We start from the raw sequence: 24,630 nt of genomic DNA on the forward strand, positions 1-24,630 counted from the left end.
TACGCCGGTATGACAAGAGCATCACATCTGCTTCCGGTATTCCGGCACCTACGGCGGTCGGGCGGATACGCTCGGCTACTTGGCGTACATCAGGGTGCCGAAGCCGAGCTGGTCGTAGCCGCCGCTGTCGGAGCCGTAGTCCCCGCCGCCGCCCTCGGGGGCGACGAGGTCGTAGTACATGGCGGAGATGTACTTGTCGTCGAGGTACAGGCGCCGGTTGTAGTGGAAGTGGAGCATGGCCCACACCGGGCGGATCTGGCCCCGGGAACTGTCGGAGACGACGGTCTGGGACGACTGGGCGCAGCTCTGGCCGGTGCCCCAGGTGTAGGTGGTGAAGGGGACGTCGTCGCCGAGGTTGTACTTGGCGACGTACTGGGCGGCCTTCATGAACCTCCTGTCGTCGTAGGAGTAGAGGTCGTCGCCCTGGTTCCAGGCCATCTCGCAGACCGCGCCCATCTGGCCCATGCCCATGACGGTGTGGCCCTGGTCGCGCCCGGACTCCTGCCACTGGCCGAGTGCGTAGCCGTCGGAGTCGGTGTACAGGTAGGGCACGGCGTGCTCGATCGAGCCGTTGCCCGCGCCCGACTTGAAGTAGGCGACGGCCTGGTCGTACTTGGCGCTGTCCTCGTTGAGGATCCCGATGGCCAGGATCGAGGCCATGTTGCACAGGTCCCAGTTGGCCCAGTAGTTGGTGATGCAGGCGTCGTTGTGGTTGGTCAGGAAGCTGTTGTTGAGCGGGTAGAAGACGTCGGCCAGCAGCTCCTGGGCGGCGGCGAGGTCGAAGCCGTCGTAGTCGCGCATCAGCTCGCAGGCGTTGGCGAACTGCCAGCCGTAGAGGCCGGCCGCGAGGAACCGGTCGGCGTTTCCGGTGACGGTGGTCAGCGTCGTCGACCAGGCGTTGAGGATGGCGGCGGCGCACGCCGCGTTGGCCTCGGTGCCGCCGACCTTCCAGCGCAGCGCGTTCTGGTAGGCGGCGGCGATGTCGTTGTAGAGCAGGCCGTAGTTCTGCCCGTCGCCGCCGCGGATGATCGTGGCGGTCGCCCGGTTGGTCCAGGTCGGCTGGGAGTGGGAGTTGGCGGTCAGCCTGTTCCAGCCGGACAGCCATGGGTCGGTGCCGGCGGCGACCCGCACCTTGGCGCGGTTGATGTCACCGGCGTTGTGCAGCATGCCGGGGTGGGTGAAGGCCGACGGGGCCGCGTCGGCCACCCCGGGGGCGGTGACCGAGGCGGCGACGGCGAGGGCGGCGGACTTCAGGACGTCACGGCGGCTCAACCCGCCCGGATCAGCTTGTTGTTGTTCGCGGCGGCTCATCGCGATGGTTCTCCTTCGGTGGGGGGAGTTCAGGTGAGTGCGACGCTCACCTCTTCGAACTGCGCGGTGCCGAGGGCGAGCGGGGTGCGGGAGCACACCACGAGGCCCACGTAGTAGGGGGCGTCACCGAAGGCAGGGATCTCTCCGTCGGCGAGGGGGGTCCAGGTGACGCCGTCGTCGGTGGACAGGGCTGCACTGAAGGCGGTCCCGGTACGCTTCAGCCGCAGCAGGGCGGGGAGGGTGACGGCCGCGCCGCCGGTGAAGGCGGAGGCGCCGGCCACGGTCCTGCGGAGCATGAGCTGTGCGGTGGTCCCGCCGGTCACGACGGCTCCGGCGGCCTGGTCGAACGGCGACAGCGACTTCGCCATCAGCAGCCCCACCCGGTCGGCGCCCGCGCCGGTGCGGGAGACGAGCCGGGCGACGATCTCGCAGTCGCCGCTGACGGGCCGTCGTACGAACTGGCCGGTCATTCCCTGGCCGTTGGCGCTCAGGTCGACGCCCGCGCCCCGCACGGTGAAGGCGCCGTCGTCGTAGGACGTACTGCCCGGCGTGGTGATCGCGACCACACCCAGCGTCCCGAAGGCGCGGTCGTCGAGCACGGTGTCGCCGAGGTCCCCGTACGTCCACGGATCGGGCGGCGCGGTGCCGACCGTGAGGGCGAGGGTGCCGGTGGTGGTCCCGGAGGCGTTGGCCGCGGTGGCCGTGACCGTGAACTCGCCCTTCTCGGTGGGGGTTCCGGAGACCAGACCGGTCCGCCGGTCGATCCGCAGCCCGTCGGGCAGTCCGTCCGCCGTGAACAGCACGGGCTCGTGCGCGGCCCGCAGGAGCTGCCGGAAACCGACGCCCTGGTTGGCGAACGCGGTGGTGGCGGAGGTGAGCCGGGGCGGTGTCGGGGTCGGCATGGCGGCCGCGGCCGGCACCGAGCGCGGTCCGCGGCCTGCGGTGCTGGTCTTCGCGACCTGGTAGTGGTACGTCGTGCCCGGTGTCCCGGTCGCGTCGGCGTACCGGACACGGGTGCCGAAGCCGACCGGGCCGACGCCGGTGGCCAGAGTCCGGTACGGGCCGTCGGCGCGGGTCGCGCGCAGCACCGTGTAGCGCGCGGACAGGTCCGGGTCGCTCCAGGCCAGCTCGACGGCGTCGGTGCCGGTGACGGCACGCAGGTCGGTGGCGGGGCGGGCGGGGCGCGGCACACACCACACCGCGCCGGACGGGGAGGTCACGCTGACGTTGTCGAAGGCGCCGGTGCCGGTCTCCGCGTAGTCCTCGTCGACGCCGAGACAGGAGGTGAGCGTCAGACCCGCGTACGCGGTCCTCCCCAACTCGACGTCGGTGGAGCCGACTTCTGTCCAGTGGACGCCGTCGGGCGAGATGGCGCCCGTACAGCGTGGGCCCTTCCGGGTCACGCGCACCCAGTAGGGCGCCCGCAGCCGGTAGCCGTCGCCCGCGCCCTCGACGTGGGGCGCCTCCAGGGGGGTCGCCGATTCGGGCAGCGCACCGAGGCCGGAGAGCGGGAAGGCCGCGTTCACCGTGATCGCCTGCTGCTGCGAGGGCGGCACGGGCGTGCTCCCGGTCGCGGAGACCTCCGCGCCCCGCGCCGGCCGTACCGTCCACACCCCGCTCCAGGTGTGCAGCGGCAGTCCCTGAATCAGCATGGAGGCGTGCGCGGCGGTCGCGTCCAGCGAGGCGCGGACGGTGACACCGATCTTGGAGTACTGCGAGCTGAGCGGCCACACGATCCGCGCGGTGACCGTGCCGTCGCCGCGCAGTGGCAGGTGGACGAGGCGGTGGGTGTCGTCGGTGCCGCTCGCCTCCAGGACGAAACGCTCGCCGTCGAAGGCCGCGGAGCCGGGGATCCGCACCTCCCCGACGTCCTGGGTCGCCCAGGGAAGAGGGAGTCCTGCGCAGGCCGCCGCCCACGCGGAACTCCCGCTCCCGCCGATGGAGTTGGCGGCAGTGACCGTGTAGTAGTAGGTCCGTCCGGCGTGCACGCCCAGGTCGGTGTACGCCGGCCGTGCGATCCCGGACGCGATCTCCTCGTAACGGCCGTCCGCGGCGCTCGCCCGCAGCACCGTGTAGGAGTCGGCCCAGGCCGACGGCAGCCAGGTCACGGTCACGGACCCGTCCTCCCCCACCGCCGTGACACCGGCGGGCGGGGTCGGCGCGCCCGCCGCGGACGCCGTCGCACCGGCGTAGGCGAAGGTGCCCCAGCTCGGCAGGTCGTCGTTGCCGCCCTCGACGACCCGGGCCCCGCCGGTGCCGCGGAAGACGGCGGCTCGCGTGTACGGGGTCTCCAGGCCGCGGACGCCCGCGTAGTGGGCGTAGTACATCTCGTAGATCGGCGGGAGGCTGCCGCGTGAGACCGCCGAGACCGTCTGCTTGATGTACTTGCCGGTGCGGTCGAGGTCGGGGGTGAAGGGGACGTCGCCGCCGAGGTTGTAGCGGGCGGCGTACTCGGCGTTGGCGAGCATGCGGTTGCCGTCGTACGCCCAGAGGTCGACGCCCTGGTTCCAGGCGACCTGGGCCGCGTCGCCCAGGAGGCCCACCGCGAGCTGTTCGTGGCCCTGGTCGCGGCCGGACTCCTGCCCCTGCCCGGCGTCGGTGACGACGCGGTGGCGGACGCTGCCGTTGCCCGCGCCGGCGGCGGCGAAGCGCAGGGCGTCCTCGAAGAGGGTGCGTTCCTCGCAGAAGACGCCGATGGCGAGGACGGTCTGCACGGCGGTCAGGTCCCAGTTGCCGTTGGCGTAGAGCATGTAGCCGGAGACGGCCGGATACCAGACGTCGAGGAAGGAGGCCTCGCAGCGGGCGATGTCGGCGTCCGTCCAGCCGTCGTAGCCCGTGTGGCGCAGGAGTTCGGCCGCGTTGGCGAACTTGAAGCCCTGCAGGCCGGCGCCGAGCGGGCCGTCGGCGCCGGTGACGACGGTGAGGGAGGCCGACCAGGAGTTGAGGATGTCGCGGGCCTTGTCGGCGTGGGCGCGGTCGCCGGTGACGGCCCACAGCAGGGCGTTCTGGTAGGCGGCGGCCGAGTCGGCGACGGCCTGGTTCTGGAAGTTGGCGGGGCCGCGCCCCCAGGAGGTGATCTGGCCGGTGTTCTGGATCGGATACGTCGACTGCGAGCGGGCGTGGGCGGCGAGGGCCAGGTAGCCGTCGTGGACGGGTGATTGCCCGGCCGCGACCGCCGCCCTCATCCGGGCGAGGTCGGCGGAGGTGTGCAGGAGGCCGGGGTGGACGAAGGCTCCGGTACCGGTGTCGGTCTCGACGGCCGCCGCGGTGCCGGGCACGAGCAGACCGCTCGTACCCGACGCCAGCAGCAGGGCCGCCGTGCCGCCGAGGAAGCCCCGGCGGCTGGTGGCGGGCAGGCTCATGACGCGGCGGCCGCCTCGGCCTCGGCGGTGGTGAGGAACTTCAGGTTCGTCACGTGCTCGTTGTAGAACCACTGGATCTCGTCGGTGGTGTAGTACCAGGTCGGCTTCTTCATCGAGTCGGCGACGACCAGGCCGTTGATCACCAGGTTCTCGAAGGTGACGTTCGTGATGGCGTGGTCGGCGTCGTAGCCGAGGAAGAGCGAGGGGTTCGCACGGGTGCCGGTGTAGGTGAGGTTCTTGACGTAGACGTCCTGGATGCCGCGGCCGACCGAGGTGTTGTACTTCGGGTTGAACATCACCTTCATGTAGATGACCTGGCCCCAGCGGAAGTCCTCGATGCGGACGTCCTCGATACGGACGTTCTTGATGAGGTTGGAGTCGCCCGGGTTGAGGGCGATGCAGCCCTGGTAGTTCATCTGCGGCTCTCGGTGGTCGAGGACGTCGATGTTCCTGATGAGCAGGTTCTCGATCGTCTCGGGGGCGTCGGTGTTGCCGTGGGTGCCGACGTTGATCGGGTGGGCGACGTCGGCCCACAGGGTGCAGTTCTGGACGGTGACGTCGCGGGTGTCGCCGTAGTAGTTCCAGCGGTGGCAGTAGATCGCGATGCAGTCGTCGGAGTTGCGCATGAAGCAGCCGTCGAAGGTGACCCCCGTGGAGGAGAAGACGTCGAAGCCGTCTCCGTTGCCCTTCGAGCTGAAGGCGCGGGCGTTCTTCACGTGGACGTTCCGGCTCTCGGCGAAGGTGCCCGCGTAGCCGGCCGGGTTGAGGATGATGACGTCCTCGACCCGGATGTTCCTGCTGCCCTCGCTGAGGATGGCACCGCCCGGGTTGTTGTAGAGGACCCCGCGTCCGGTCAGGCCGGCCCTCTCGACGTCCTTGAAGTAGACCTGGGCGGTCAGGACGGCGCCGCCGGCCAGGTAGACGGTCTTGCCGCTGGGCACGGTCAGCACGTTGCCGGGGACGGAGTGCACACCGGGACCGAAGTAGATGACGTCGGGGTCGTCGGGGGACGGCGGATCGCAGTCGACATGGTTGGTGACGACATGCAGGCAGTCGAAGATCTCGTCGTTGATCTGGACGACGACGTCCCTCGGCTCGTCCAGGGTGAACACCAGGGTGTCGCCGCCGAGTTCGGGTGTGATGCCGAGCGCGTCCGGGCGGATCCTGGCCTTGGTGGTCCCGCCCTTGAGGTACGTGACCTCGATCTCGACGGAGCCCCGGAAGTCGAAGTACACCATCGACGTGCTGTAGACCTTGCCGGATCCGGTGGTGGCGTTGATCTCCTCCAGCTGGGGCCGCCAGATGTCCAGGGTCTGCCAGTCGCCGTCGGGGGCGGTGCGCACTCTCACCCTGAAGCCGGTGTTCGTGGGCATGGTGGCCGGGCGGGGGTAGGTCACCAGCCTGGGGGCGGAGTGGTTGCCGGAGGCGTCGGCCCGGGCCGCCGTGGCCGTCAGACCGGTCAGACCGGCGGCGAGGGCGGTGGCGCCGGCCGCCTGGAGGGCCGTACGGCGGGACAGGGGCGTGTTCATGCGTGACTCCTTGCGACAGTGGGCTACTTCAGGCCGGTCGTGGACATCCCGGCGACGAAACCGCGCTGGGCGATCAGGAAGATCAGCAGGATCGGGACGACGTACATCACCGAGGCCGCCGCCTGGAGGTTGGTGACGGGGGTGCCGGCCGAGGTGACGTAGGTGGACATGACGGCGACCGCGAGGGTGGTGCGGTCGGTGGACAGCAGCAGCTGCGGGGCGATGTAGTCGCCCCAGGTCCAGGTGAAGGCGATCACGAAGCTCGCGGACAGGACCGGCCAGGACTGCGGGAGGAAGATCCGCCAGAAGACGGCCGACCAGCCGCATCCGTCGACGATCGCGGCCTCCTCCAGCTCGCGGGGCAGCCCGGCGAAGAACTGCCGGAAGAGGAAGACGAGATAGGGGGTGGCGGCGAGGCCCCACAGCACCCAGGGCCAGTAGGTGTCGACCATGCCCAGCTTGGCGAAGATCAGATAGGTGGGCAGCAGGGTGATCATCTGCGGCAGCATCATCGAGCCGAGCAGGATGCCGAACAGGATCTTCCTGCCGGGGGCTTCGAGGCGGGCGAAGCCGAAGCCGACCCAGGCGGAGCTCAGGGTGACGAGGGTGGCGTAGATCGTGGCGATGATCAGGGAGTTGCGGGCGTAGCCGAGGAAGTCGATGAGGTGGAAGGCGTCGGCGAAGTTGTGCCACTGGACGCGGGCGGGCAGCCAGTGCACCGGCGAGGCGGCCAGCTCGGCGGGGGTCTTCAGCCCTGAGACGACCAGCCAGCCGAAGGGGCCCAGGAAGAGTCCGGTGACGGCGACGAGGGCCGTGTAGAGGACGAGGCGGTTGACGCGAACGCGCGGCGCGGCCTTGGGGGCCGGGGTGGCGGCTGTCACTTCTTCGCCTCCGGGTCGACGTTGTAGAACACCACGCCGGACGTGGCCTTGAAGATCAGTCCGGTGGCGACGAGGATCAGGACGAAGAGAACCCACAGCAGCGCGGAGGCGTAGCCGTAGCGGCCGAAGGCGAAGTACTCCGCGAACACGTGCATCATGTAGAGGTAGTCGGACTGCGGGAGCGCGGTGATGCCGGCCGGCGTGGCGTCGGGGGCCAGCAGCAGCGGCATGATGGTCTGCACCGAGGCGATGACGCCGGTCACGGTCTGGAAGAGCAGGACCGGGGACAGCAGCGGTACGGTGACGCTGCGAAAGCTCCGCCAGGCGCTCGCGCCGTCGATGCGGGCCGCTTCGTGGAGTTCGCGGGGGATGTCCTGGAGCCCGGCCAGCGAGATGATCATGATGTTTCCGGATGTCCAGAGCACCGTCATGATCAGCACATACCGTGCGTAGGGGTCGGCCAGCCAGCCGAGGGCGTCGACACCGAAGAGGTTCAGTACACCGTTGACGGCACCGGAATTCTGGTCGAAGAGCTGCTTGAAGGCGATGCCCGCGCCGACCGGCGGCACCACGGCGGGCAGATAGAGCAGGGTGCGGAACACTCCGCGCGCCTTGAGCGGCCGGTTGACCAGTACGGCGAGCCCGAGACCCGCGATGATCGACAACGGCACCGAGGTGATCGCGAACAGGCCGGTGCGCCCCAGGGACTGCCAGGTCGCCGAGTCGGAGAACAGCTCGCGATAGTTCCCGAGTCCGACGTAGCGCCACTTGGGCGAGATGCCGTCGAAGGTGGTGAAGCTCAGCCACAGGGCGTACGCCATGGGCGCGATGGTGAGCAGCATGAACCCGGTGATCCACGGCGCGGCGAACATGTAGAACGCCCGGTGTCTGCGTGCGGTCACGGAGGTACGCGGCCCGGGTCGTGGACGGCTCGCGGCCGGGGCCGGGCCGCGCCGGTCCGTCACAGCGGTGGCTTGGTCGACCGTCATCCCACCTGCTCCTTACCGCGCTTGAGCTGATCGTTCATGGCCGAGTTCAGGCGCCGGGCGAGGGTGTCGAGGGACATCCCGCCGTTCATGGCGGCCGGGGCGATCCGGTTGAAGAGCGCGAAGAGGGAGTCGGCGGTCGCGTAGGGCGTGAAGGCGATCACCGAGAAGTGCTTCAGCTCGGCCTCCTGTACCTTCAGGACCCGTTTCTGGTAGTCCTCCTGGGCGGGCATCAGCGAGCGCAGGGACCTGAGGGTCGGGATGCCCCAGCCTCCGGAGGCACGTGCCTTGGCCGGCGCCTCGCCGAAGAACCACTCGAAGACCCGCCAGGCGGCGTCCTTGTGGTGCGATCCGCTCGGTATCCAGAAGCCGGTGCCCGCCTGGCAGGGACTGATCCGGCGGCCGCCCCCGAAGGTCGGCGCCGGGGCGAGACGGGACAGCGGCGCCAGCTTCCTGTCGGCGTTGATCAGGCCGCCGAGCCAGTAGCCCGAGTTGGACATGGCCAGCCGGTTCGCCTCGAAGGTGGGGCCGTCCCAGGCGTTGGGGTCGGGCTGGACGATGCTGGGGCCGACCCTGGTCCGGCAGTAGTCGATGTACCAGCCGAGCGCCTTGCGGGCCTCGGGCGTGGTGAAGTCGACCCGGGAGAAGTCCTCGGTGAAGATGCTTCCGCCGGCGGCCACCGCCAGGCTCGCCAGCAGGTTGGGGGTGAGCACGCCGTTGTAGCTGCCGCCGAAGACGGTCGTCTGGCCGTTCTTGCGCTCGGTGAGCCGCTTGGCCGTGTCCAGCCACTCGTCGAAGGTGACCGGCTCCAGTTCCGGCGGGTAGTCGACACCGGCCCGGTCGAAGAGCGCGGTGTTGTACCAGTACATGGAGTCCTGGGAGAAGTCCTTCGCCATGCCGTAGCGCGGGCCCTTGCCCTGGGTACGGCCGTCATAGCGCCACAGGTCGTTCACCGGGTCGAGGTCGGCAAGCCTGAGGACGGTGCTCTTCGCGAAGTAGGGGTCCAGGTTCTCCATCACGCCCCGGGCGGCGAAGTAGGGGGCGTCCACGGCGCCGACGCCGCGCACCAGGTCGGGCGGGTTGCCGTTGGTCATCATCGCGATCAGCTTGCTGGTGCTGTACAGCACCGTGTTGATCCTGACGCCCAGGTCCCGCTGCGCCTGCTTGATGAGGTCCGCCGAGATGTCGTCGGCCTTCGCCATCACCGTGACGGTCTCGCCCGAGCCGCCGACGCTGCCGGACACCGGAAGGGCGCAGCCCCCGAGGGCGGCCGTGGCGACGGCGGTGCCGCCGAGCGCGAGGAGGCGGCGCCGGCCGACCGGGGCACGGGCATGCGTCTGCATGGACTACTCACTCTCTGCTCGGGGGTGACGGGGCGTCGGCTCGGTTAGGCAACCGGTTGCTATGGGCGGTGAGGGGAGCTTCAACCCGTACGGGAGCGTCGTCAAGAGGAGTGACGAACTTTCGAAAACCCTTCAGCGGCAACCGGTTGCTCATGCGCACCGGTTGCTGCTCACGGGCCGTTCGACCGACCGCACATCGAAAGATTCCGACTCATACCCCTTGCTGGGAGCGGCAGCGCCGTCCTACTGTCCCGTGGAAACCGGTTTCTAAGGCACTGTCGAGCCGCCGCCCTCCTCCCCGAGAGCGCCCACCTCCGAAGGAACACGGTCTGATGAACTCCACCAGGTTGGTCCGCACCGCGATCGCGGGCCTCGCGCTGACAGGTCTGCTCTCCGCCTGCGGCGGATCGGGCTCCGGCTCCGGCGGCTCCGACGCGGCCTCCGGCCCGGTCACGCTGCCCTTCTGGGGCTGGGCGAACGGCCAGGAGGCCGTGGTGAAGGCGTTCAACGCCTCCCACAGGGGCGTCCGGCTGAAGTACACGAAGGTCACCGACCAGCTGACCATGCAGAAGCAGCTCACCAACGCGGTGAAGGCGGGCAACGCGCCCTGTCTCGTGCAGAACACCGCCGAGTACGTCACGAGCTGGGTCGCCCAGGGCGCCCTCGCCGACATCACGAAGTACGTCGGCTCGGCCAAGGGCAGGTTCAACTCCGGCTCCTGGTCGGCCGCGCAGGTCCAGGGCAGGCTGTACGGCGTCCCCACCAGCTCCGCGCCGAACTTCACGATCTACCGCACCGACATCTTCCAGAAGTACGGCCTCAAGGCCCCCACCACCTGGGACGAGTTCATCGCGGCCGGCAAGGTCCTGAAGAAGCACGGCATCAAGATCACCAACTACGCGGGCGAGGACCCCAGCACGCTCGAAGTGCTCGCGATGCAGGCCGGCGCCCACTGGTACGCGATCGACGGCAACTCCTGGAAGGTCGACTTCCAGGACGCGGGCACCCTCAAGGCCGCCGACGTGATCCAGCAGATCATCGACGACGACCTGGACTCCAAGCTGTCGTTCGCCGACTACGCGGCCGTACAGCGCAACTACGACGTAGGCGGCACCGCGACCCGGCAGATCTCCACCTGGCAGATGGCCGGCATGGTGCAGAACTTCACCAAGTCCTTCGGCAAGTGGGCCCTCGCCCCCTGGCCCGCCTTCACCGGCGAGACCGCGAAGACCCCGGCCGGCACCAACCTCACCGGCAGCGTCACCCTCGTCACCAAGCAGTGCGCACACCGGCAGCAGGCCGCGGAGGCCGCGTTGTGGATGTCCACCGACTCCGGCGCGGTGAAGACGATGGCCAGCCCGACCACCGGCAACGGGGTGATGCCCGCGCTCGCCGACAGCAGCGCCTATGTCGACGAGGCGATCTCGCAGAAGCTCCTCGGTACGAACTACGACCCGGCGAAGAAGGTGGTCACCGACAGCCTGAACACGGTCACCACGGACTGGACCTTCGGCCCCGACTGGACGGCCATGTTCACGGAGTTGCAGAGCGGCTGGGCGAAGGTGGTCAGCAAGCAGCAGAAGGTCACCGACCTCCTCGCCCACATGCAGCAGTGGACGGTCGATGACCTCAAGTCCCGCGGCATCAGCGTCAAGGGCTGAGGCGGCGCACCGATGGTCCGCTCCCAGCGCTGGAAGGGCGCCGCGTTCACGGTGCCCTTCCAGCTAGGTTTCGTCTTCCTCTACCTGATCCCGATCGGTTACGCCGTCCACGAGTCGCTGTACCGCTCCCAGTCCTCCGGCCTGGGCCTCGGCGGCACCTCCGACAGGTTCTCGGGCCTCGCCAACTACCGGCAGGGCCTGACGGACCCGGCGTTCCTCGACTCGGTCCTGCGCGTGCTCGTCTTCGCCTGCGTGCAGATCCCCGTGATGCTGCTGGTCAGCCTGCTCCTCGCGCTCTTCCTGGACACGCTGACGTCGCGGGCGGCGGGCCGTTTCCGCATCCTGCTCCTGGTCCCGTACATGATCCCGGGCGTGGTCGCGGCGATCGTCTGGATCAACCTCTACAGCCCGGACGTCGGCCCCCTCACCCCCCTGGGCAAGGCGTTCGGCCTGGACTGGAACTTCTTCGCGCCGTCGATGGTGTGGCCGTCCATCGGCAACCTGCTCACCTGGCACGGCATCGGCTACAACATGGTGATCATCTACTCGGCGCTGCAAGGCGTCCCGCGCGAACTCTTCGAGGCGGCCCGGCTGGACGGCGCCTCCGAGTCCCGCATCGCCCTGAGCATCAAAGTCCCCTACGTCCGGGGCGCGTTGGTCCTCACCGGCATGCTGTCGATCATCCAGATGCTCCAGATCTTCAACGAGCCCGCGCTGTTCCGGAACGTGACACCCCAGACGGTCGGCGACAGTTTCACCCCGATCATGGTCATCTACAACCAGGCCTTCAACGCGGGCAACTACCACTACGCGGCCGCCCTTTCGGTCCTGCTGGCCCTGGTCCTCGGCGTCGCCTCCTTCCTCTTCTACCGGCTGACCGCGAAGGAGGCCGACTGATGGCACTCACCGAGGAGCGCCCGAGGACGAACCCCGTCCGCCGTATCACCAGGCCCGACCCGGCGGCCCGTTCCCGGGGCGGACAGCGTTTCCTCCTCGTCGGCCTGGCCCTGGCGAGCGCGTACAGCCTCTTCCCGGTCTGGTGGCTGATCGTCGCCGCGACGAAGGACCGCACCGCCCTCTACCAGAGCAACGGCCTCTGGTTCTCCGGCTGGCACCTCTGGGACAACCTGCACCAGCTGTTCACCTACGAGAACGGCATCTTCCTGCGCTGGACCGCCAACTCCTTCCTCTACGCCGGAGTCGGCTCCCTCGGCGGCACGCTCATCGCCCTCGCCACCGGCTACGGCCTCGCCCGCTTCCGGTTCCCGGGCCGCGGCCTGGTGTTCGCGTGCGTGGTCGGCTCCTTCCTGGTACCGATCGCCCTGCTGACACTGCCGTTGTATCTGCTGTTCTCCAAGATCGGCCTGGTGGACACCCCCTGGGCGATGCTGATCCCCTGCCTGATCAACCCGTTCAGCGTCTACCTGGCGAAGGTCTACACCGAGGCCACGGTCCCGTACGAACTCCTCGAAGCGGCCCGGATAGACGGCGCCGGCGAAGTACGCATCTTCTTCTCGATCGTCCTGCGCATGATGACGACCGGCGGCGCCACGGTCTTCCTCCTGGCCTTCGTGAACACCTGGAACGCCTTCTTCCTCCCCCTCACCGTGCTCCGCGGCGAACAGAGCTGGACGCTCAACCTGGGCCTGTACAACTGGTCCGGCAAACGTCTGGAATCGGGTGTCGACCTGACGAGCCTGGTCCTCACCGGCGCGCTCCTGTCCATCGTCCCGATGGCGATCATGATGATCGCGATGCGCCGCTACTGGCGTACGGGCGTCACCCTGGGAGCCCTCAAGTGACCCGGCTCCACAACCCGGTGCTCCGCGGCTTCGCCCCCGACCCCTCCCTGGTCCGCGCCGGTGACTGGTACTACCTGGCGAACAGCTCCTTCGAGTGGTTCCCGACGATCCCGATCCACCGCTCCCGCGACCTGGCGCACTGGGAGTACGCGGGCCACGTCGAGGGCGCGGCCCCCGGCGACTCGCTGGCCGGCGTCCCCGACTCGGGCGGCATCTGGGCCCCTTCGCTGAGCTGGGACGGGGAGCGCTTCTGGGTGGTCTACTCGGTCGTCCGCTCGGTCGGCACCCCGTACTTCGACCTGGACACCTACATCAGTACGGCCCCGGACGTGTCCGGCCCCTGGAGCCCCCCGCGCCGCGTCCCGAGCCACGGCTTCGACCCCGCACTCTTCCACGAGGGCGGCCACGTCTGGGTCCTCAACCTCCAGAACGACCATCGCCCCGGCGGCCGACGCTTCGCCGGGATCGTCGCCACGGAACTGGACCGGGAGACGCTCACCCCCGTGGGCACCACCCACCTCCTCCTCCAGCAGGACCGGCTGATCGAGGGCCCCAAACTGCTGAAGCGGAACGGCTGGTACGTCCTGGTCCTGGCGGAGGGCGGGACGGGGTTCGAGCACGGGGTGCGGGTGGCCCGCAGCAGGAACCTGACGGGCCCGTACGAACTCGACGAACGGCCACTGCTGACGTCGAGGGACGACCCGGCGTGGCCGTTGCAGAAGGCGGGGCATGCGGAGTTGGTGGAAACACCGCAGGGCGAGTGGTTCCTGAGCCACCTCACGGCACGCCCCCTGAGGACGCCGGAGGGCCTACGGTGCCCACTCGGCCGCGAGACGGCGATCCAGGCGGTGACGTGGGACGCGGACGGCTGGCCCAGGCTCGGGCACGGGGATCCTCGTCCGGCGGTCACCGCCGAGACGCCCCAGCACAGGCGCCCCGTCAGGGGCGCGGGGCTGCATTCAGCATGCGGCTACCGCCGCGTGGGCGCGACCAGCCCCCACCGCGCCGCACCCGACAACGCACCCCCCTACCACACCCTCCGCTCCCCAGCAGCCCCGAACTGGACGGACGACACCACCCGCCCCGGCTGGCTACGCCTCCGCGGCCACCACGGCCCCGACTCCCTCTGGTCCCACCACCTCCTGGGTCGCCGCATCACCGAACACCACACCGAGGCCCAGGTGACCCTCCAGGCAGCCCCCACCACCTTCACCCAGTCCGCCGGCCTGCTCCTCTGGTACAACACCTCGGCCTACTACGCCCTGGACCTCACCTGGACAGAACCTGAAGGCGAATCGCAGCACGGCCAGCAGTGGCAGGACGCGGGCCGAACCGTGCTCGCCCTGACCACCCGGGACGAGCCAGAGACCCGCCGCGCAGCCGTACAGGAAGTCGACGCCACCGGCCCCCTCACCCTCGGCGTCACGGTGCACCGCGCCGACGCCCGCTTCTGGTACGCGGCCGACGGCCCCCGCCACCCCATCGGCCCGCCCCTCGACTTCACCCGCCTCTCCGACGACCACGGCACCCGCCTCCGCTTCACCGGCGCCATGGCCGCCATCCACGCCGTGGACCTCGTCGGCGCCTCCTTCACCGCGGACTTCACGGACTTCCGAGTCACCTGCACACCGGCATAACCCCGCAAACCCCGACCCGCCCCGTTCGAAGTTTCGAAAGTCCCGCCCGCGAAGATCCCGCGAATTCCCAGGTCTTCACGCCGTGTTGACGCGCACCTATCGTAGGAAGCGCTTACTGCACGGCTTGCACGCAGACCGCGGAAGCAGCGTTGGTCGCAACTTTCGTTACTTTCGTTGGCCCAAAGGCGGGCCGGAGAGGCGGGTTCCCCATGGTCCGTGCCGGAGGTACGAGCGTGGCGGCGGCCGGTCCGACCCTGGCGGTGGTGGCCCGCGAGGCGGGCGTCTCCGTACCGACCGCGTCGAAGGTGGTGAACGGCCGTGACGACGTGGCCCCCGAGACCCGCCGCCGGGTCACCGAGGCCCTCGAACGGCTCGGCTACGTCCGCCGACCCCGCTTCGACGCGACGAAGGCCCCCACCCTGATCGACCTGGTCGTGCAGACGCTCGACAGCTCGTGGTCGGGCGCGGTGCTGCACGGGGTGGAGGAGGCGGCGTACGAGGCGGGGCTGGAGGTCATCCTGTCGGCGGGACCGGCCCGGACGCGGGCCGGCCGCCCGGAGCGCGGCTGGCTGGACAAGCTCACCGCGCGCGGTTCCTCCGGGGTGCTGTTCAACCTGGCCGAGCTGACGCAGGCGCAGTATGCCTGGCTGGAGCACCACCGTATCCCGTACGTACTGATCGACCCGGTCCAGGAACCCCCGGTCGGCGTGGTCTCCGTCGGGGCGGCGAACTGGCAGGGCGGGGTCACCGCGACCGAGCACCTGCTCGCGCTCGGCCACGAGCGGATCGCGGTGATCGCCGGCAACCGGCGCCGGATGTGCAGCGGCGCCCGGGTATCCGGCTACCGCTCGGCACTCACCTCGGCGGGGCAGCGCCCGCGCGGCGAGTACGTCCGGCACGCGGGCTTCGACGAGGACACCGCCCGGCACCGTATGCACGAACTGCTGGACCTGCCGGAGCCGCCGACCGCCGTGTTCGTCTGCTCGGACCGGATGGCGCTCGGGGTGTACGCCGCGCTGGCCGAGCGCGGGCTGCGGGTGCCGGACGACATCAGCGTGGTCGGCTTCGACGACCTGCCCGAGGCCCGCTGGGGCACCCCGGCGCTGACCACGGTCCGCCAGCCGCTCTCGGAGATGGCGGCGACGGCGCTGCGGCTGCTCGTGCGGATGATGCACGGGGACCGTCCGGAGGGCACCCGGACGGAGCTGTCGACCAGGCTGGTGGAGCGGGCGAGTACGGCGGCGCCGGCGGCCCGTTCGGCCGTACGACGGTGACCACGCCCTTCTCAAGATCGTTTCCAGGGCATGAAACTCACCCTGCGCACCGCTGCGGCCCTTGCTCTGGCCGCAGCCGCCGTGACCACGGCCCTGGGCACCGCCCGGGCCACGACCCTGACGGTCGCCCCGGCCCAGCACCACGCCACGGTGGCCGCCACCCCGACCGACGAGCACGACCCGAAGGAGGACGTGGAGCTGGACGAGAACGGCCGGCCGGACCTGAACGAGGACTGAGGCCCAAGGCGCCCCAAAGGGGCGCTGGGGGTACCCCCGGCCGATGGCTGGGGGGGGGAACTGCGCGACCAGCCACAACGGTCCCGCAGTTCCCCCCGGCCGCTCAGTCGTCGTCGTTCTGACGCGGCTCCCCCATCAACGCCTGGATCGCGTCCACGGCGCTGCCGTCGTGGTCGCTGCCGGCCGTCCCCCTCCCGGCCTGGATGTTGGCCGTGCGGTCCACCTCCAGGACGGAGTCCGCGTGGGAGTTGTCGAGCACGGTGATCAGGCTCCCGCCCGCACAGGCCGGTCCCGCGGCCCCGCCCAGCAGGGCCGCGGCGACCACCACGGCCGCCCGCAGCCGCACCCCCGGGTTCGTCACACGCCCACGCCCTCGGGCTCGTCGAGCCGTTCCCGGGCGATGTTGCGCTCCAGCAGGGTGGTGGAGGCCTTGACGCCCACGCCACTGGCCGCGTCGACGGACGGCAGCCGGCCGTCCGCTGACTTCAGCTCGCTCAGGGCCAGGTCCATCGCCTCGTGCGCGGCGAACAGACAGGGCGTGGAGTAGATCGCGACGTCGACGCCGAGTTCGTCCAGCTCGGTGAGCGAGAGCCGGGGCGACTTGCCGCCGGCGATCTGGTTGAAGAGCAGCGGTTTGTCGCCGACGACCTTGCGGATCCGGCGGATCCACTCCTCGCTGCGCACCCCGTCGACGAGGATCACGTCGGCGTCGGTGGCGGCGAGCCGCTCCGCGCGGTGCAGGATGTCGTGCTCGTCGGTGGCGTCCGTACGGGCCACGACGACCAGGTCCTGGCGGGTCTCCAGGACCTTCTCCAGCTTGTCCAGGTACTCCTCCAGGGGCAGCACCTGCTTGCCGTCGGCGTGCCCGCAGCGGCGCGGCCGCTTCTGGTCCTCCAGGATCACCCCGGAGGCACCGATCCGCTCCAGGCCTTCCACGACGTGGCAGGCGACCTCGGGGTCGACGTAGCCGTCGTCGATGTCGACGAGGAGATGGTGGTGCGGGAACGCGCCCCGCAGCCGCTGGACGAAGGCCACCATGTCGGGCCAGGCGATGAATCCGATGTCCGGCAGGCCGTAGTACGAGGCGGCGAAGCCGAAGCCCGATACGAACATCCCGTCGTAGTGTTTGGCCGCGATCGACGCCGAGTACATGTCGTACACGCCGATCAGCGGGGTGGTCCCCGGCCCGGCGATCTGCTCGCGCAGCTTCTTCCCGTAAGTCAAGGTCCGGCTCCTCCTGTGGGTGGCGCGGCGGCACGACCGGCCTCCGCGTCTCTGCAGCCCTTTGCCAAGACAAGAGCATCTCTAGATACGCACGTGACCATCTCCGTGCGCGACCTTTACTCACCCCAATGGCGGATCCGGTTCACCGGAGAAACGTCACTGGACCAGCCGTGCGGCCCAGGCGACACCGCCGTGGAGGTGGGCCAGGAAGCCGGAATCCCGGTAGGCCTCCCGGGCGTGTCCCAGGGCTGTGTAGAACACCCGTCCGGCCCCCTGCTCGTGGCACCAGGCCAGCGGGTGGTCGTCCCCCATCCCGCCGCCTTCGTACGACGCCTCGTCGGCACGCAGCAGGACCCGCACCCGGCCGCGCGGGCTGTCGCGGAAGTCGTACCACTCGTCGGTGAAGTCCCAGACGGCGGGCAGGTGCCTGGTCGCGGGGTGGTCGTGGTCCTCGACGAGCACCCGGCCGGGCTGGTACTCCGGGTGGCGGTCGAAGCGGGCGCCGAGGAGTCCGCCGTAGTACGGCCAGTCGTACTCCGTGCAGGCCGCCGCGTGCACGCCGGCGAAGCCGCCGCCCGCCGCCACGTAGGCGGCGAGCCGCGCACGCCCCGCCGGGGTCAGGATCTCGCCGCTGGTGGAGAGGAAGACGACGGCCGCGTACCCGTCCAGGGACTGTTCGAGGGCGGCCGGGTCCTCGGTGGCGTCGACGTCGACACCGGCGAACCCCCGTACGGCGGCGAGGGCGTCGGGGATGGAGTCGTGGCGGTAGCCGGTGGTGCGGGTGTGGACGAGCAGTCGCGGGGCCATGCCCGCATGATCGCCCACGGCCGGGGCCGGCTCAAAGGCCGGGCGTCGGCACGCTGTTGTCGGGCGGGCCGCCGTCGCCGTTGGTCGGCAGGTCGCCGCGCTGCACCGGCTGGTCGTCGGTGAAGGCCGGGTCGGGGGTGGGCAGCAGGGTCTCCAGTTCGCCGGCGGTGGGGCGGTGGACGGTGCGCAGCGCCTTGCCCAGCACCGCGTCGGAGACCCCGCCCTCGCCCTCCAGCCACACCACGCAGTTCTTCTCCGACACCTCGTACTTGTGCCGCCCTGCGTAGCGCGGGTGGTCGGTGTAGAGGTGGATGACGGCGCCGGTCGTGTCCGTGTACGAGGCGGAGAAGCCGTCGTCGCCCTGCACGCCGACGGACTGCTGGGCGAGGGTGAAGCCCGGCGCGCGAGTGACGTAGACCAACTCCGGGTCCATGCCCAACGCCTTCGCCTTGGAAGCGAGTTCGGCCGGGTCGGCGGGTTTGCCCGAGTCTCCGGAGCCCGCTTTCTCGGTTCCGCAGCCGGTGAGCAGGGCGGCGGCGAGGAACAGGGTCGGCAGGACGCGCACGGCACGGATCATGAGCCCATCGTGCCGCACAGGTGTTCCACAGGGGAGCGGTTTTCTTCCGCTGCCGGCGGTCCTGTCGCTCCCCTCCCCCCGTAGGGACTTCTCGCTGACCCGCGTGTCCGATTCCTTCAAGACCGCCGGCCGGTCCCCGCCTACGGTGACCGCATGACTCCACGATTCGCCGTGATCGGTCTCGTCACCTCCGACCTGGCCGCCTCCCTCGCCTTCTACCGCCGCCTCGGCCTGGAGTTCCCGGCCGGCGCCGAGCACCAGCCGCACGTCGAGGCAGAGTTGCCCGGCGGGCTCACCCTGGCCCTGGACACCGAGGAGACGATCCGCTCCTTCCACCCGGCCTGGCGCCCGCCCACCGACGGTGGCCGCACGGCTCTCGCCTTCCGCTGCGCCTCACCCGCCGAGGTGGACGCGCTCTACGACGACCTGGTCGGCGCCGGCCACCACGGCGAGCTCAAGCCCTGGAACGCGTTCTGGGGCCAGCGGTACGCCACCGTGCACGACCCCGACGGCAACGGCGTCGACCTGTTCGCGCCGCTACCCGCCGAGTAGCCCGCCCAACGGCAGCCCCGCCAGCTCCCGCACCTCCCGGGAGAGATGAGGCTGATCCGCGTACCCCGCCCGAACCGCCGTCTCCGCGAGCGGAACCCCGGCCCGGGCGAGCGCGAGCGCCCGCTGCATCCGCAGCACCCGGGCGAGCGTCTTGGGCCCGTAGCCGAAGGCGGCCCGGCTTCGGCGGTGCAACTGACGTGCGCCGAGACCGAGTTTGTCGGCGGCGGCCGCCACGGACCGCCCGGCGTCCAGGGCTTCGACGAGCCGCCGCAGCGACGGATCGGGCGGGACGGCCCGCTCGAGAGCGATCTCCTCCAGCGCGGCGGCCGGATCAGCCGCACCCGCGACCCGGTCCCTCAGCCGCCGCACGTCCCCGGCCGGCCAGAGGTCACTCAGCTCGACCCGCTGATCGAGCAGTGAGTACGCCGGCACACCGAGGACGGCGGGCGCGGTACCGGGACAGAAACGAAGGCCCACCCACTGGCCTCCGCCGCCCCCGGTGACGTACCCGCGCGTATCAGGCCCGGCGACCAGCAGCCGCCCTTCGTGCCAGAGCAGATCCATACAGCCGTCGGGCAGCACGCGACCGTCCCCGACGGGGGTATTCACCCAAACGACCGCACCGGGGAGCCGAGACGCCCGTTCCCTGTACACAGACACCAGCGTAGACGCGCCCCTTTTGGGGGCGCGGGGCTGTGTTCGACATGCGGCTGCCGCCGCGCGGGCGCGAGCAACCACAGCGAGCCCGCAGACCGCACCCCGCGCGAGCCCCCACGACGAACCCGGCGTCGGCCCCTCAGGCCTCCGGCTTCGGCGGCGGCGGATGGCTGCTCTTCACATGCGCCCGCAGCCGCGCCGTGACGTCCTCCGGCGGCAGGAACCGGGACCAGCGCTCCGGGAACTCCGACGGCATGTCCGGGTCGTCGGGGTCGTCCGGACCCGCCTCGCGGGCCGCCGCGGTCGCACGGGCCACGTACTCGGCGACCTGGGCCTCGCGCAGCCGCTCGTTGGCGGCGCGCGCCGCGGCCGTCGCGGCGGCCGGCCAGACCCGGTCGATCGCGGCGTTCACGGCGGCGCCGACCAGTACGGCGAAGGCCGACACGCCGATCCACAGCAGCACGGCGACGGACGCGGCGAGGGAGCCGTAGATCGTCGCGCCCTCGATGGTGTTGGTCAGGTAGATGCGCAGCAGGAAGCTGCCGAGGACCCACATGGCCAGGGCGACGAGGGCGCCGGGCACGTCCTCGATCCACGGGGAGCGCACCGGCACGGAGACGTGGTACAGCGTGGTGAGGAAGACGATGGACAGGACGATCACGACCGGCCAGTACAGGACCTGTACGAGCGTCTCCGACCAGGGCACGATCCCGACCACCGCGTCCGGCCCGGCCACCATCAGCGGGAGCGCGACCGAGCCGATCAGCAGCGCGGCGATGAAGAGCAGGAAGGAGACGATCCGGGTCTTCACGATGCCCCGGACGCCGTCGAGGCCGTACATCACGGTGATCGTGTCGATGAAGACGTTCACCGCGCGGGAGCCCGACCACAGGGCGAACAGGAAGCCGATGGAGATGACGTCGGGGCGGCCGCCCTTCATCACGTCGTGCAGGATCGGCTCGGCGATCTCCTTGACGCCCTTGTCGGACAGGACCGTGCGGGAGGCCTCCAGCAGGTTGCTCTCCAGGCTGGCGATGGTGTCGGCACCGGTCCAGGCGTCGACGTAGCCGAGCAGTCCGATGAGGCTGAGCAGCAGCGGCGGGACGGACAGCAGGGTGAAGAAGGCGGCCTCGGCGGCGAGGCCGAGGATGCGGTACTCCATGCAGGAATTGACGGTGTCCTTGATCAGCAGCCAGGCGGTCCTGCGCTTGGAGACGTTCCGGTAGAGGGCTCTGGCCCGGTGGAGCCGGCCGGAGGGCCGCTCGGGAGTATCGCTTGCTGGCTGCACGCCCTAACGGTATCCGCCGTCCGGGGCCGTCCTCACCTCACGGGGCTCCGGCCGGGGCGGGCGCGGTGACCGGGGCCGTTGTGTCAGGCTGGATGCCACCGCCGCCTTCCGGGGTAGGTTCGCAGACATGGCAGGCAACACCACGCACAGCGTGACCAACCAGCCGCCCCCGCTGGTCGGGTACGACCTGTTCGGTGCCGACCTGGCCCTGGTCGAGGCCGTCGGGCGGCACACCGACCCGGAGCTGCTCGACGAGGTGCGCGCCGAGCTCTCGGGGATCGGCGCCTCGGCCGGCTCGGCGCAGGTGCAGGAGTGGGGGGCCCAGGCGAACGAGCACCCACCGCGGCTGCGCACCCACGACCGCTACGGCCACCGGATCGACGAGGTCGAGTTCCATCCCGCCTGGCACCGGCTGCTCGGCAAGGGCGTCGGCGCGGGCCTGACCACCGGCTGGGTGCGGCCGTCCGGCCACGTCCGGCGGGCCGCCGCCTTCCTGGTCTGGACCCAGGTGGAGGCCGGCAACTGCTGCCCGCTGTCGATGACCAACGCGGCGGTGCCCGCGCTGCGCACCGATCCGGAGCTGGCCGCCGCGTGGGAGCCGCTGCTGACCTCCATGATCTACGACCGTGAGCTGCGGCCCGCCGCGCGGAAGGCCGGCGCCCTGTTCGGCATGGGCATGACGGAGAAGCAGGGCGGCAGCGACGTACGGGCGAACACGACCACCGCCGCCCCGCTCGCCGAGGCCGGGACGTACACCCTGACCGGACACAAGTGGTTCTGCTCGGCACCCATGTCGGACGGCTTCCTGGTGCTGGGCCGGGCCCCGGGCGGCGTCACCTGTTTTCTCGTGCCGCGCGTCCTGGCGGACGGCACCCGCAACGTCTTCCTCCTCCAGCGGCTCAAGGACAAGCTCGGCAACCGGTCCAACGCGTCGGCCGAGGTCGAGTTCGACGGGACCTGGGCCCGGCGGGTGGGCGAGGAGGGGCGCGGGGTGCGGACCATCATCGAGATGGTCGCGGCGACCCGGCTGGACTGTGTACTGGGCTCGGCGGGGCTGATGCGGCAGGCGGTGGCGCAGGCCGTGCACCATGCCACGCACCGCGAGGCCTTCGGCACGAAGCTCGCCGACCAGCCGCTGATGCGCAACGTCCTGGCCGACCTCGCGATCGAGTCGGAGGCCGCGACCACGCTCGCGCTGCGGCTGGCCGCCGCCTACGACGACGGGAGCGAATCCGAACGGGCCCTGCTGCGGCTGGCGTTGCCGGCCGCCAAGTACTGGGTGACGAAACGCTGCGCGCCGCTCGTCGTGGAGGCCGCCGAGTGCCTGGGCGGCAACGGCTACGTGGAGGAGTCGGGCCTGCCCCGGCTGGTCCGCGAGTCGCCGCTCAACTCCGTCTGGGAGGGCGCCGGCAACATCCAGGCCCTGGACGTGCTCCGCGCCCTGCAACGCGAACCGGGCGCGCTGGACGCCTACCTCCAGGAGATCGGCCGCGCCCACGGCGCCGACCACCGCCTGGACCGCGCCGTCAAGGACCTCTTCTCCGAACTCGCCGACCTGGAGGGCATGGAGTCCCGCGCCAGGCGACTGGTGGAACGGCTTGCGACGGTCCTCCAGGGTTCCTTGCTGGTCCGCTTCGCACCACCGGAGGTGGCGGACGCCTTCTGCGCGTCCCGCCTGGGCCACGACTGGGGCTCGACCTTCGGCACGCTGCCAGGCGGCCTGGACCTCACGGCGGTGGTGGACCGATCCCGGGTGACCTTCTGAGATCCGGGACTTGCCCTACCTGTAGGGGCGCGGGGAACTGCGCGAGCAACCCCCCACAACCGTCAGCCGCCAACGCACCGCAACAACGCACCCCCTGCCGCGCACGGCCAAGGCGCCGCAGGCTGCGGCAGGGGTGGTGCTGCGCCGACACGGCACCACCCCCGCCTCTTCGGCCCATGTACAGGCCACTGACGCCGCGGCGTCGGCTCAAGTTTCGGCCACCCCCGGCCCGTTCACCAGGGTTGCAAGGGGTTGCAACATATTGGTGTCTGTGTGCGGACTGTGTGCCTCCGGCACCGGAAAACGGCAGTATGAGACGCGCAGTCGGACCGGAAACCGCCGCCCGGACGGCTTGACAGCGACTCATCGATGCCTTTTCGAGGCGTATCCGGGAGGACCTCAGTGGGGAACCCGCCGATGGACGTGGCGCGACTCGCCGCGAAGGACGCGGCGCAGGCGGCGCGGGTACTGAACGAGGTGCGCGAGGCCAGCCTCGCCGGACAGCGTGGGCGCGTCTCACCCCGACCGGTGATCGAACAGTCCTGGGGGCGGATGCTGCGCAGCGGCGTCGACCCCGACCACGACTTCCGGTCCGGGCTGCTGTCCGCCGACGAAGTCCGGCGCAGACGCGAGGAGTCACCGCTCAAGGACGTGCTGCCGGTGCTGCGCGAGGGACTGCTTTCGGTCGCGGACGTCGCCCAGCACATCATGGTGGTGGCGGACGCCGCCGGCCGCGTGCTGTGGCGGGAGGGATCCTCGCCGGTGCTGCGCAAGGCGGACGGGCTGGGCTTCGAACTCGGCGCCGACTGGCGCGAAGACGTCGTCGGGACCAACGGGATCGGCACCCCGGCGGTGGTGCGCAGGCCGGTGCAGGTGTTCGCCGCCGAGCACTTCGTCCGCTCGCACGTCTCCTGGACGTGTTCCGGCGCCCCGATCACGGATCCCCGGGACGGCAGCCTGCTCGGCGTGGTGGACGTCAGCGGCCCGCTGGAGACCATGCATCCGGCGACCCTGGCCTGGGTGGACTCGGTGGCGAAGCTCGCCGAGGCGCGGCTGCGGGAGGTGCACCTGGACGCGCTGGAGCGGCTGCGGGCGGTCGCGGCGCCGGTGCTGGCCCGGCTGGGCGGGCGAGCGCTGGTGGTGGACGCCGACGGCTGGACCGCGGCGGTCACCGGCATGCCGTATCCACGGCGGCTCGCGCTGCCCAAGTCGCTGTCGCCGGGCCGCCGGTGGCTGCCCGCGCTCGGGCTGTGCGCGGTGGAGCCGCTGGCCGGTGGCTGGCTGCTGCGGGCGGTGGACGAGCCGGCGCCGGCGGGCGGGGACCGGCTCGTGCTCGACCTGGCCCGGCCGCGCCGCCCGTGCGTGACGGTCGGCGGCGGCGCGGTCTCCTGGTCCCGTGAACTCAGTCCCCGGCACGCCGAGTTGCTGTACCTGCTGGCGGTGCGGCGGGGCGGCCGGAGCGCGGCCGGGCTGGCCGAGGACGTGTTCGGTGACGCCTCACGGACCGTGACCGTACGCGCGGAGATGTCCAGGATCCGGCGGTACCTCGGGGCGCTTCTCGAACACCGGCCGTACCGCTTCCGGGAGGACGCGGAGATCGAGGTGCTGCTCCCCGACGACCCGCGCGACCTGCTGCCGTCCTCGACCGCCCCGGCGGTGACCGCGTCCCGGACGCCCGGACGTATTTAACACAGCCGTATTTAACGCATCCGGGGCAGTCAGGGAGGTATCTTCCGC

Annotated in this window: 21 protein-coding genes; 9 read left to right on the forward strand and 12 right to left on the reverse strand. The window is 70.7% G+C overall.

Annotation, left to right across the window (positions count from 1 at the left end):
- Nucleotides 1-75: 75 nt before the first annotated feature.
- Genes ACFY6U_RS03140 through ACFY6U_RS03165 form a run of 6 tightly spaced genes read right to left on the reverse strand, consistent with a single transcriptional unit; the run spans nt 76 to nt 9,412 of the window.
- On the reverse strand, nt 76-1,311 hold the full coding sequence (locus ACFY6U_RS03140; protein ID WP_390034798.1) for an alginate lyase family protein: 1,236 nt from the start codon (nt 1,309-1,311) through the stop codon (nt 76-78).
- A gap of 29 nt (nt 1,312-1,340) precedes the next feature.
- The gene (locus ACFY6U_RS03145; protein ID WP_390034799.1) at nt 1,341-4,673 is read right to left on the reverse strand and encodes an alginate lyase family protein; all 3,333 of its coding nucleotides are present in this window, start codon (nt 4,671-4,673) and stop codon (nt 1,341-1,343) included.
- The gene (locus ACFY6U_RS03150; RefSeq protein WP_390034800.1) at nt 4,670-6,202 is read right to left on the reverse strand and encodes a glycosyl hydrolase family 28 protein; all 1,533 of its coding nucleotides are present in this window, start codon (nt 6,200-6,202) and stop codon (nt 4,670-4,672) included. The genes ACFY6U_RS03145 and ACFY6U_RS03150 overlap by 4 nt, the downstream gene beginning before the upstream one ends.
- 23 nt (nt 6,203-6,225) lie before the next feature.
- Nucleotides 6,226-7,083 (reverse strand): carbohydrate ABC transporter permease, encoded by an 858-nt coding sequence (locus ACFY6U_RS03155; RefSeq protein ID WP_390034801.1) that lies wholly within the window; start codon nt 7,081-7,083, stop codon nt 6,226-6,228.
- A complete protein-coding gene (locus ACFY6U_RS03160; RefSeq protein ID WP_390034802.1) occupies nt 7,080-8,072 on the reverse strand; it encodes a carbohydrate ABC transporter permease in 993 nt (330 codons plus the stop codon). The genes ACFY6U_RS03155 and ACFY6U_RS03160 overlap by 4 nt, the downstream gene beginning before the upstream one ends.
- The gene (locus ACFY6U_RS03165) at nt 8,069-9,412 is read right to left on the reverse strand and encodes an extracellular solute-binding protein (RefSeq protein WP_390034803.1); all 1,344 of its coding nucleotides are present in this window, start codon (nt 9,410-9,412) and stop codon (nt 8,069-8,071) included. Before ACFY6U_RS03165 ends, ACFY6U_RS03160 begins: the two co-directional genes overlap by 4 nt.
- A 332-nt stretch (nt 9,413-9,744) precedes the next feature.
- On the opposite strand from ACFY6U_RS03165, the gene ACFY6U_RS03170 reads away from it, so the two are divergent.
- The 6 genes from ACFY6U_RS03170 (at nt 9,745) to ACFY6U_RS03195 (ending at nt 16,023) form a co-directional block, all read left to right on the forward strand.
- Nucleotides 9,745-11,073 (forward strand): ABC transporter substrate-binding protein, encoded by a 1,329-nt coding sequence (locus ACFY6U_RS03170; RefSeq protein ID WP_390034804.1) that lies wholly within the window; start codon nt 9,745-9,747, stop codon nt 11,071-11,073.
- Nucleotides 11,074-11,085: 12 nt separating this feature from the next.
- Complete coding sequence (locus ACFY6U_RS03175; RefSeq protein ID WP_390034805.1) at nt 11,086-11,970, forward strand: carbohydrate ABC transporter permease; 885 nt, start codon at nt 11,086-11,088, stop codon at nt 11,968-11,970.
- Nucleotides 11,970-12,875, forward strand: coding sequence for a carbohydrate ABC transporter permease (locus ACFY6U_RS03180; RefSeq protein WP_390034806.1), 906 nt, complete (start codon nt 11,970-11,972; stop codon nt 12,873-12,875). The genes ACFY6U_RS03175 and ACFY6U_RS03180 overlap by 1 nt, the downstream gene beginning before the upstream one ends.
- Entirely contained in the window at nt 12,872-14,512 is a 1,641-nt protein-coding gene (locus ACFY6U_RS03185; RefSeq protein WP_390034807.1) for a glycoside hydrolase family 43 protein, read from the forward strand. Before ACFY6U_RS03180 ends, ACFY6U_RS03185 begins: the two co-directional genes overlap by 4 nt.
- Nucleotides 14,513-14,721: 209 nt before the next feature.
- Entirely contained in the window at nt 14,722-15,786 is a 1,065-nt protein-coding gene (locus ACFY6U_RS03190) for a LacI family DNA-binding transcriptional regulator (protein ID WP_390034808.1), read from the forward strand.
- A 30-nt stretch (nt 15,787-15,816) separates the two neighbouring features.
- The gene (locus ACFY6U_RS03195) at nt 15,817-16,023 is read left to right on the forward strand and encodes a hypothetical protein (RefSeq protein WP_390034809.1); all 207 of its coding nucleotides are present in this window, start codon (nt 15,817-15,819) and stop codon (nt 16,021-16,023) included.
- Nucleotides 16,024-16,126: 103 nt separating this feature from the next.
- On the opposite strand, the gene ACFY6U_RS03200 is transcribed toward ACFY6U_RS03195, so the two are convergent.
- The 4 genes from ACFY6U_RS03200 to ACFY6U_RS03215 form a co-directional block, all read right to left on the reverse strand.
- Nucleotides 16,127-16,384, reverse strand: coding sequence for a hypothetical protein (locus tag ACFY6U_RS03200; protein WP_390034810.1), 258 nt, complete (start codon nt 16,382-16,384; stop codon nt 16,127-16,129).
- Complete coding sequence (locus tag ACFY6U_RS03205; RefSeq protein WP_351493091.1) at nt 16,381-17,247, reverse strand: isocitrate lyase/PEP mutase family protein; 867 nt, start codon at nt 17,245-17,247, stop codon at nt 16,381-16,383. Before ACFY6U_RS03205 ends, ACFY6U_RS03200 begins: the two co-directional genes overlap by 4 nt.
- 156 nt (nt 17,248-17,403) lie before the next feature.
- Nucleotides 17,404-18,054: a ThuA domain-containing protein gene (locus ACFY6U_RS03210; protein WP_390034811.1), complete on the reverse strand. Its 651-nt coding sequence runs from the start codon at nt 18,052-18,054 to the stop codon at nt 17,404-17,406.
- A 31-nt stretch (nt 18,055-18,085) separates the two neighbouring features.
- Nucleotides 18,086-18,631, reverse strand: coding sequence for a membrane lipoprotein (locus tag ACFY6U_RS03215; RefSeq protein ID WP_390034812.1), 546 nt, complete (start codon nt 18,629-18,631; stop codon nt 18,086-18,088).
- Between the two features lie 153 nt (nt 18,632-18,784).
- Between ACFY6U_RS03215 and ACFY6U_RS03220 the strand changes: the two genes are divergently transcribed.
- Entirely contained in the window at nt 18,785-19,183 is a 399-nt protein-coding gene (locus tag ACFY6U_RS03220; protein WP_390034813.1) for a VOC family protein, read from the forward strand.
- Here ACFY6U_RS03220 and ACFY6U_RS03225 read toward each other — a convergent pair.
- Both ACFY6U_RS03225 and ACFY6U_RS03230 read right to left on the reverse strand, forming a co-directional pair.
- On the reverse strand, nt 19,169-19,837 hold the full coding sequence (locus ACFY6U_RS03225; RefSeq protein ID WP_390034814.1) for a helix-turn-helix domain-containing protein: 669 nt from the start codon (nt 19,835-19,837) through the stop codon (nt 19,169-19,171). The genes ACFY6U_RS03220 and ACFY6U_RS03225 overlap by 15 nt on opposite strands.
- Nucleotides 19,838-19,979: 142 nt before the next feature.
- Nucleotides 19,980-21,128, reverse strand: a complete 1,149-nt coding sequence (locus ACFY6U_RS03230) for a YihY/virulence factor BrkB family protein (protein ID WP_390034815.1) — start codon at nt 21,126-21,128, stop codon at nt 19,980-19,982.
- Nucleotides 21,129-21,255: 127 nt separating this feature from the next.
- On the opposite strand from ACFY6U_RS03230, the gene ACFY6U_RS03235 reads away from it, so the two are divergent.
- The gene (locus ACFY6U_RS03235) at nt 21,256-22,893 is read left to right on the forward strand and encodes an acyl-CoA dehydrogenase family protein (protein WP_390034816.1); all 1,638 of its coding nucleotides are present in this window, start codon (nt 21,256-21,258) and stop codon (nt 22,891-22,893) included.
- 417 nt (nt 22,894-23,310) lie between these two features.
- Nucleotides 23,311-24,582, forward strand: a complete 1,272-nt coding sequence (locus ACFY6U_RS03240) for a GAF domain-containing protein (RefSeq protein ID WP_390034817.1) — start codon at nt 23,311-23,313, stop codon at nt 24,580-24,582.
- The last annotated feature ends 48 nt before the right edge of the window (nt 24,583-24,630 follow it).

The sequence above is a fragment of the Streptomyces sp. NPDC013157 genome (assembly GCF_042899865.1).
Classification (GTDB): Bacteria; Actinomycetota; Actinomycetes; order Streptomycetales; family Streptomycetaceae; genus Streptomyces.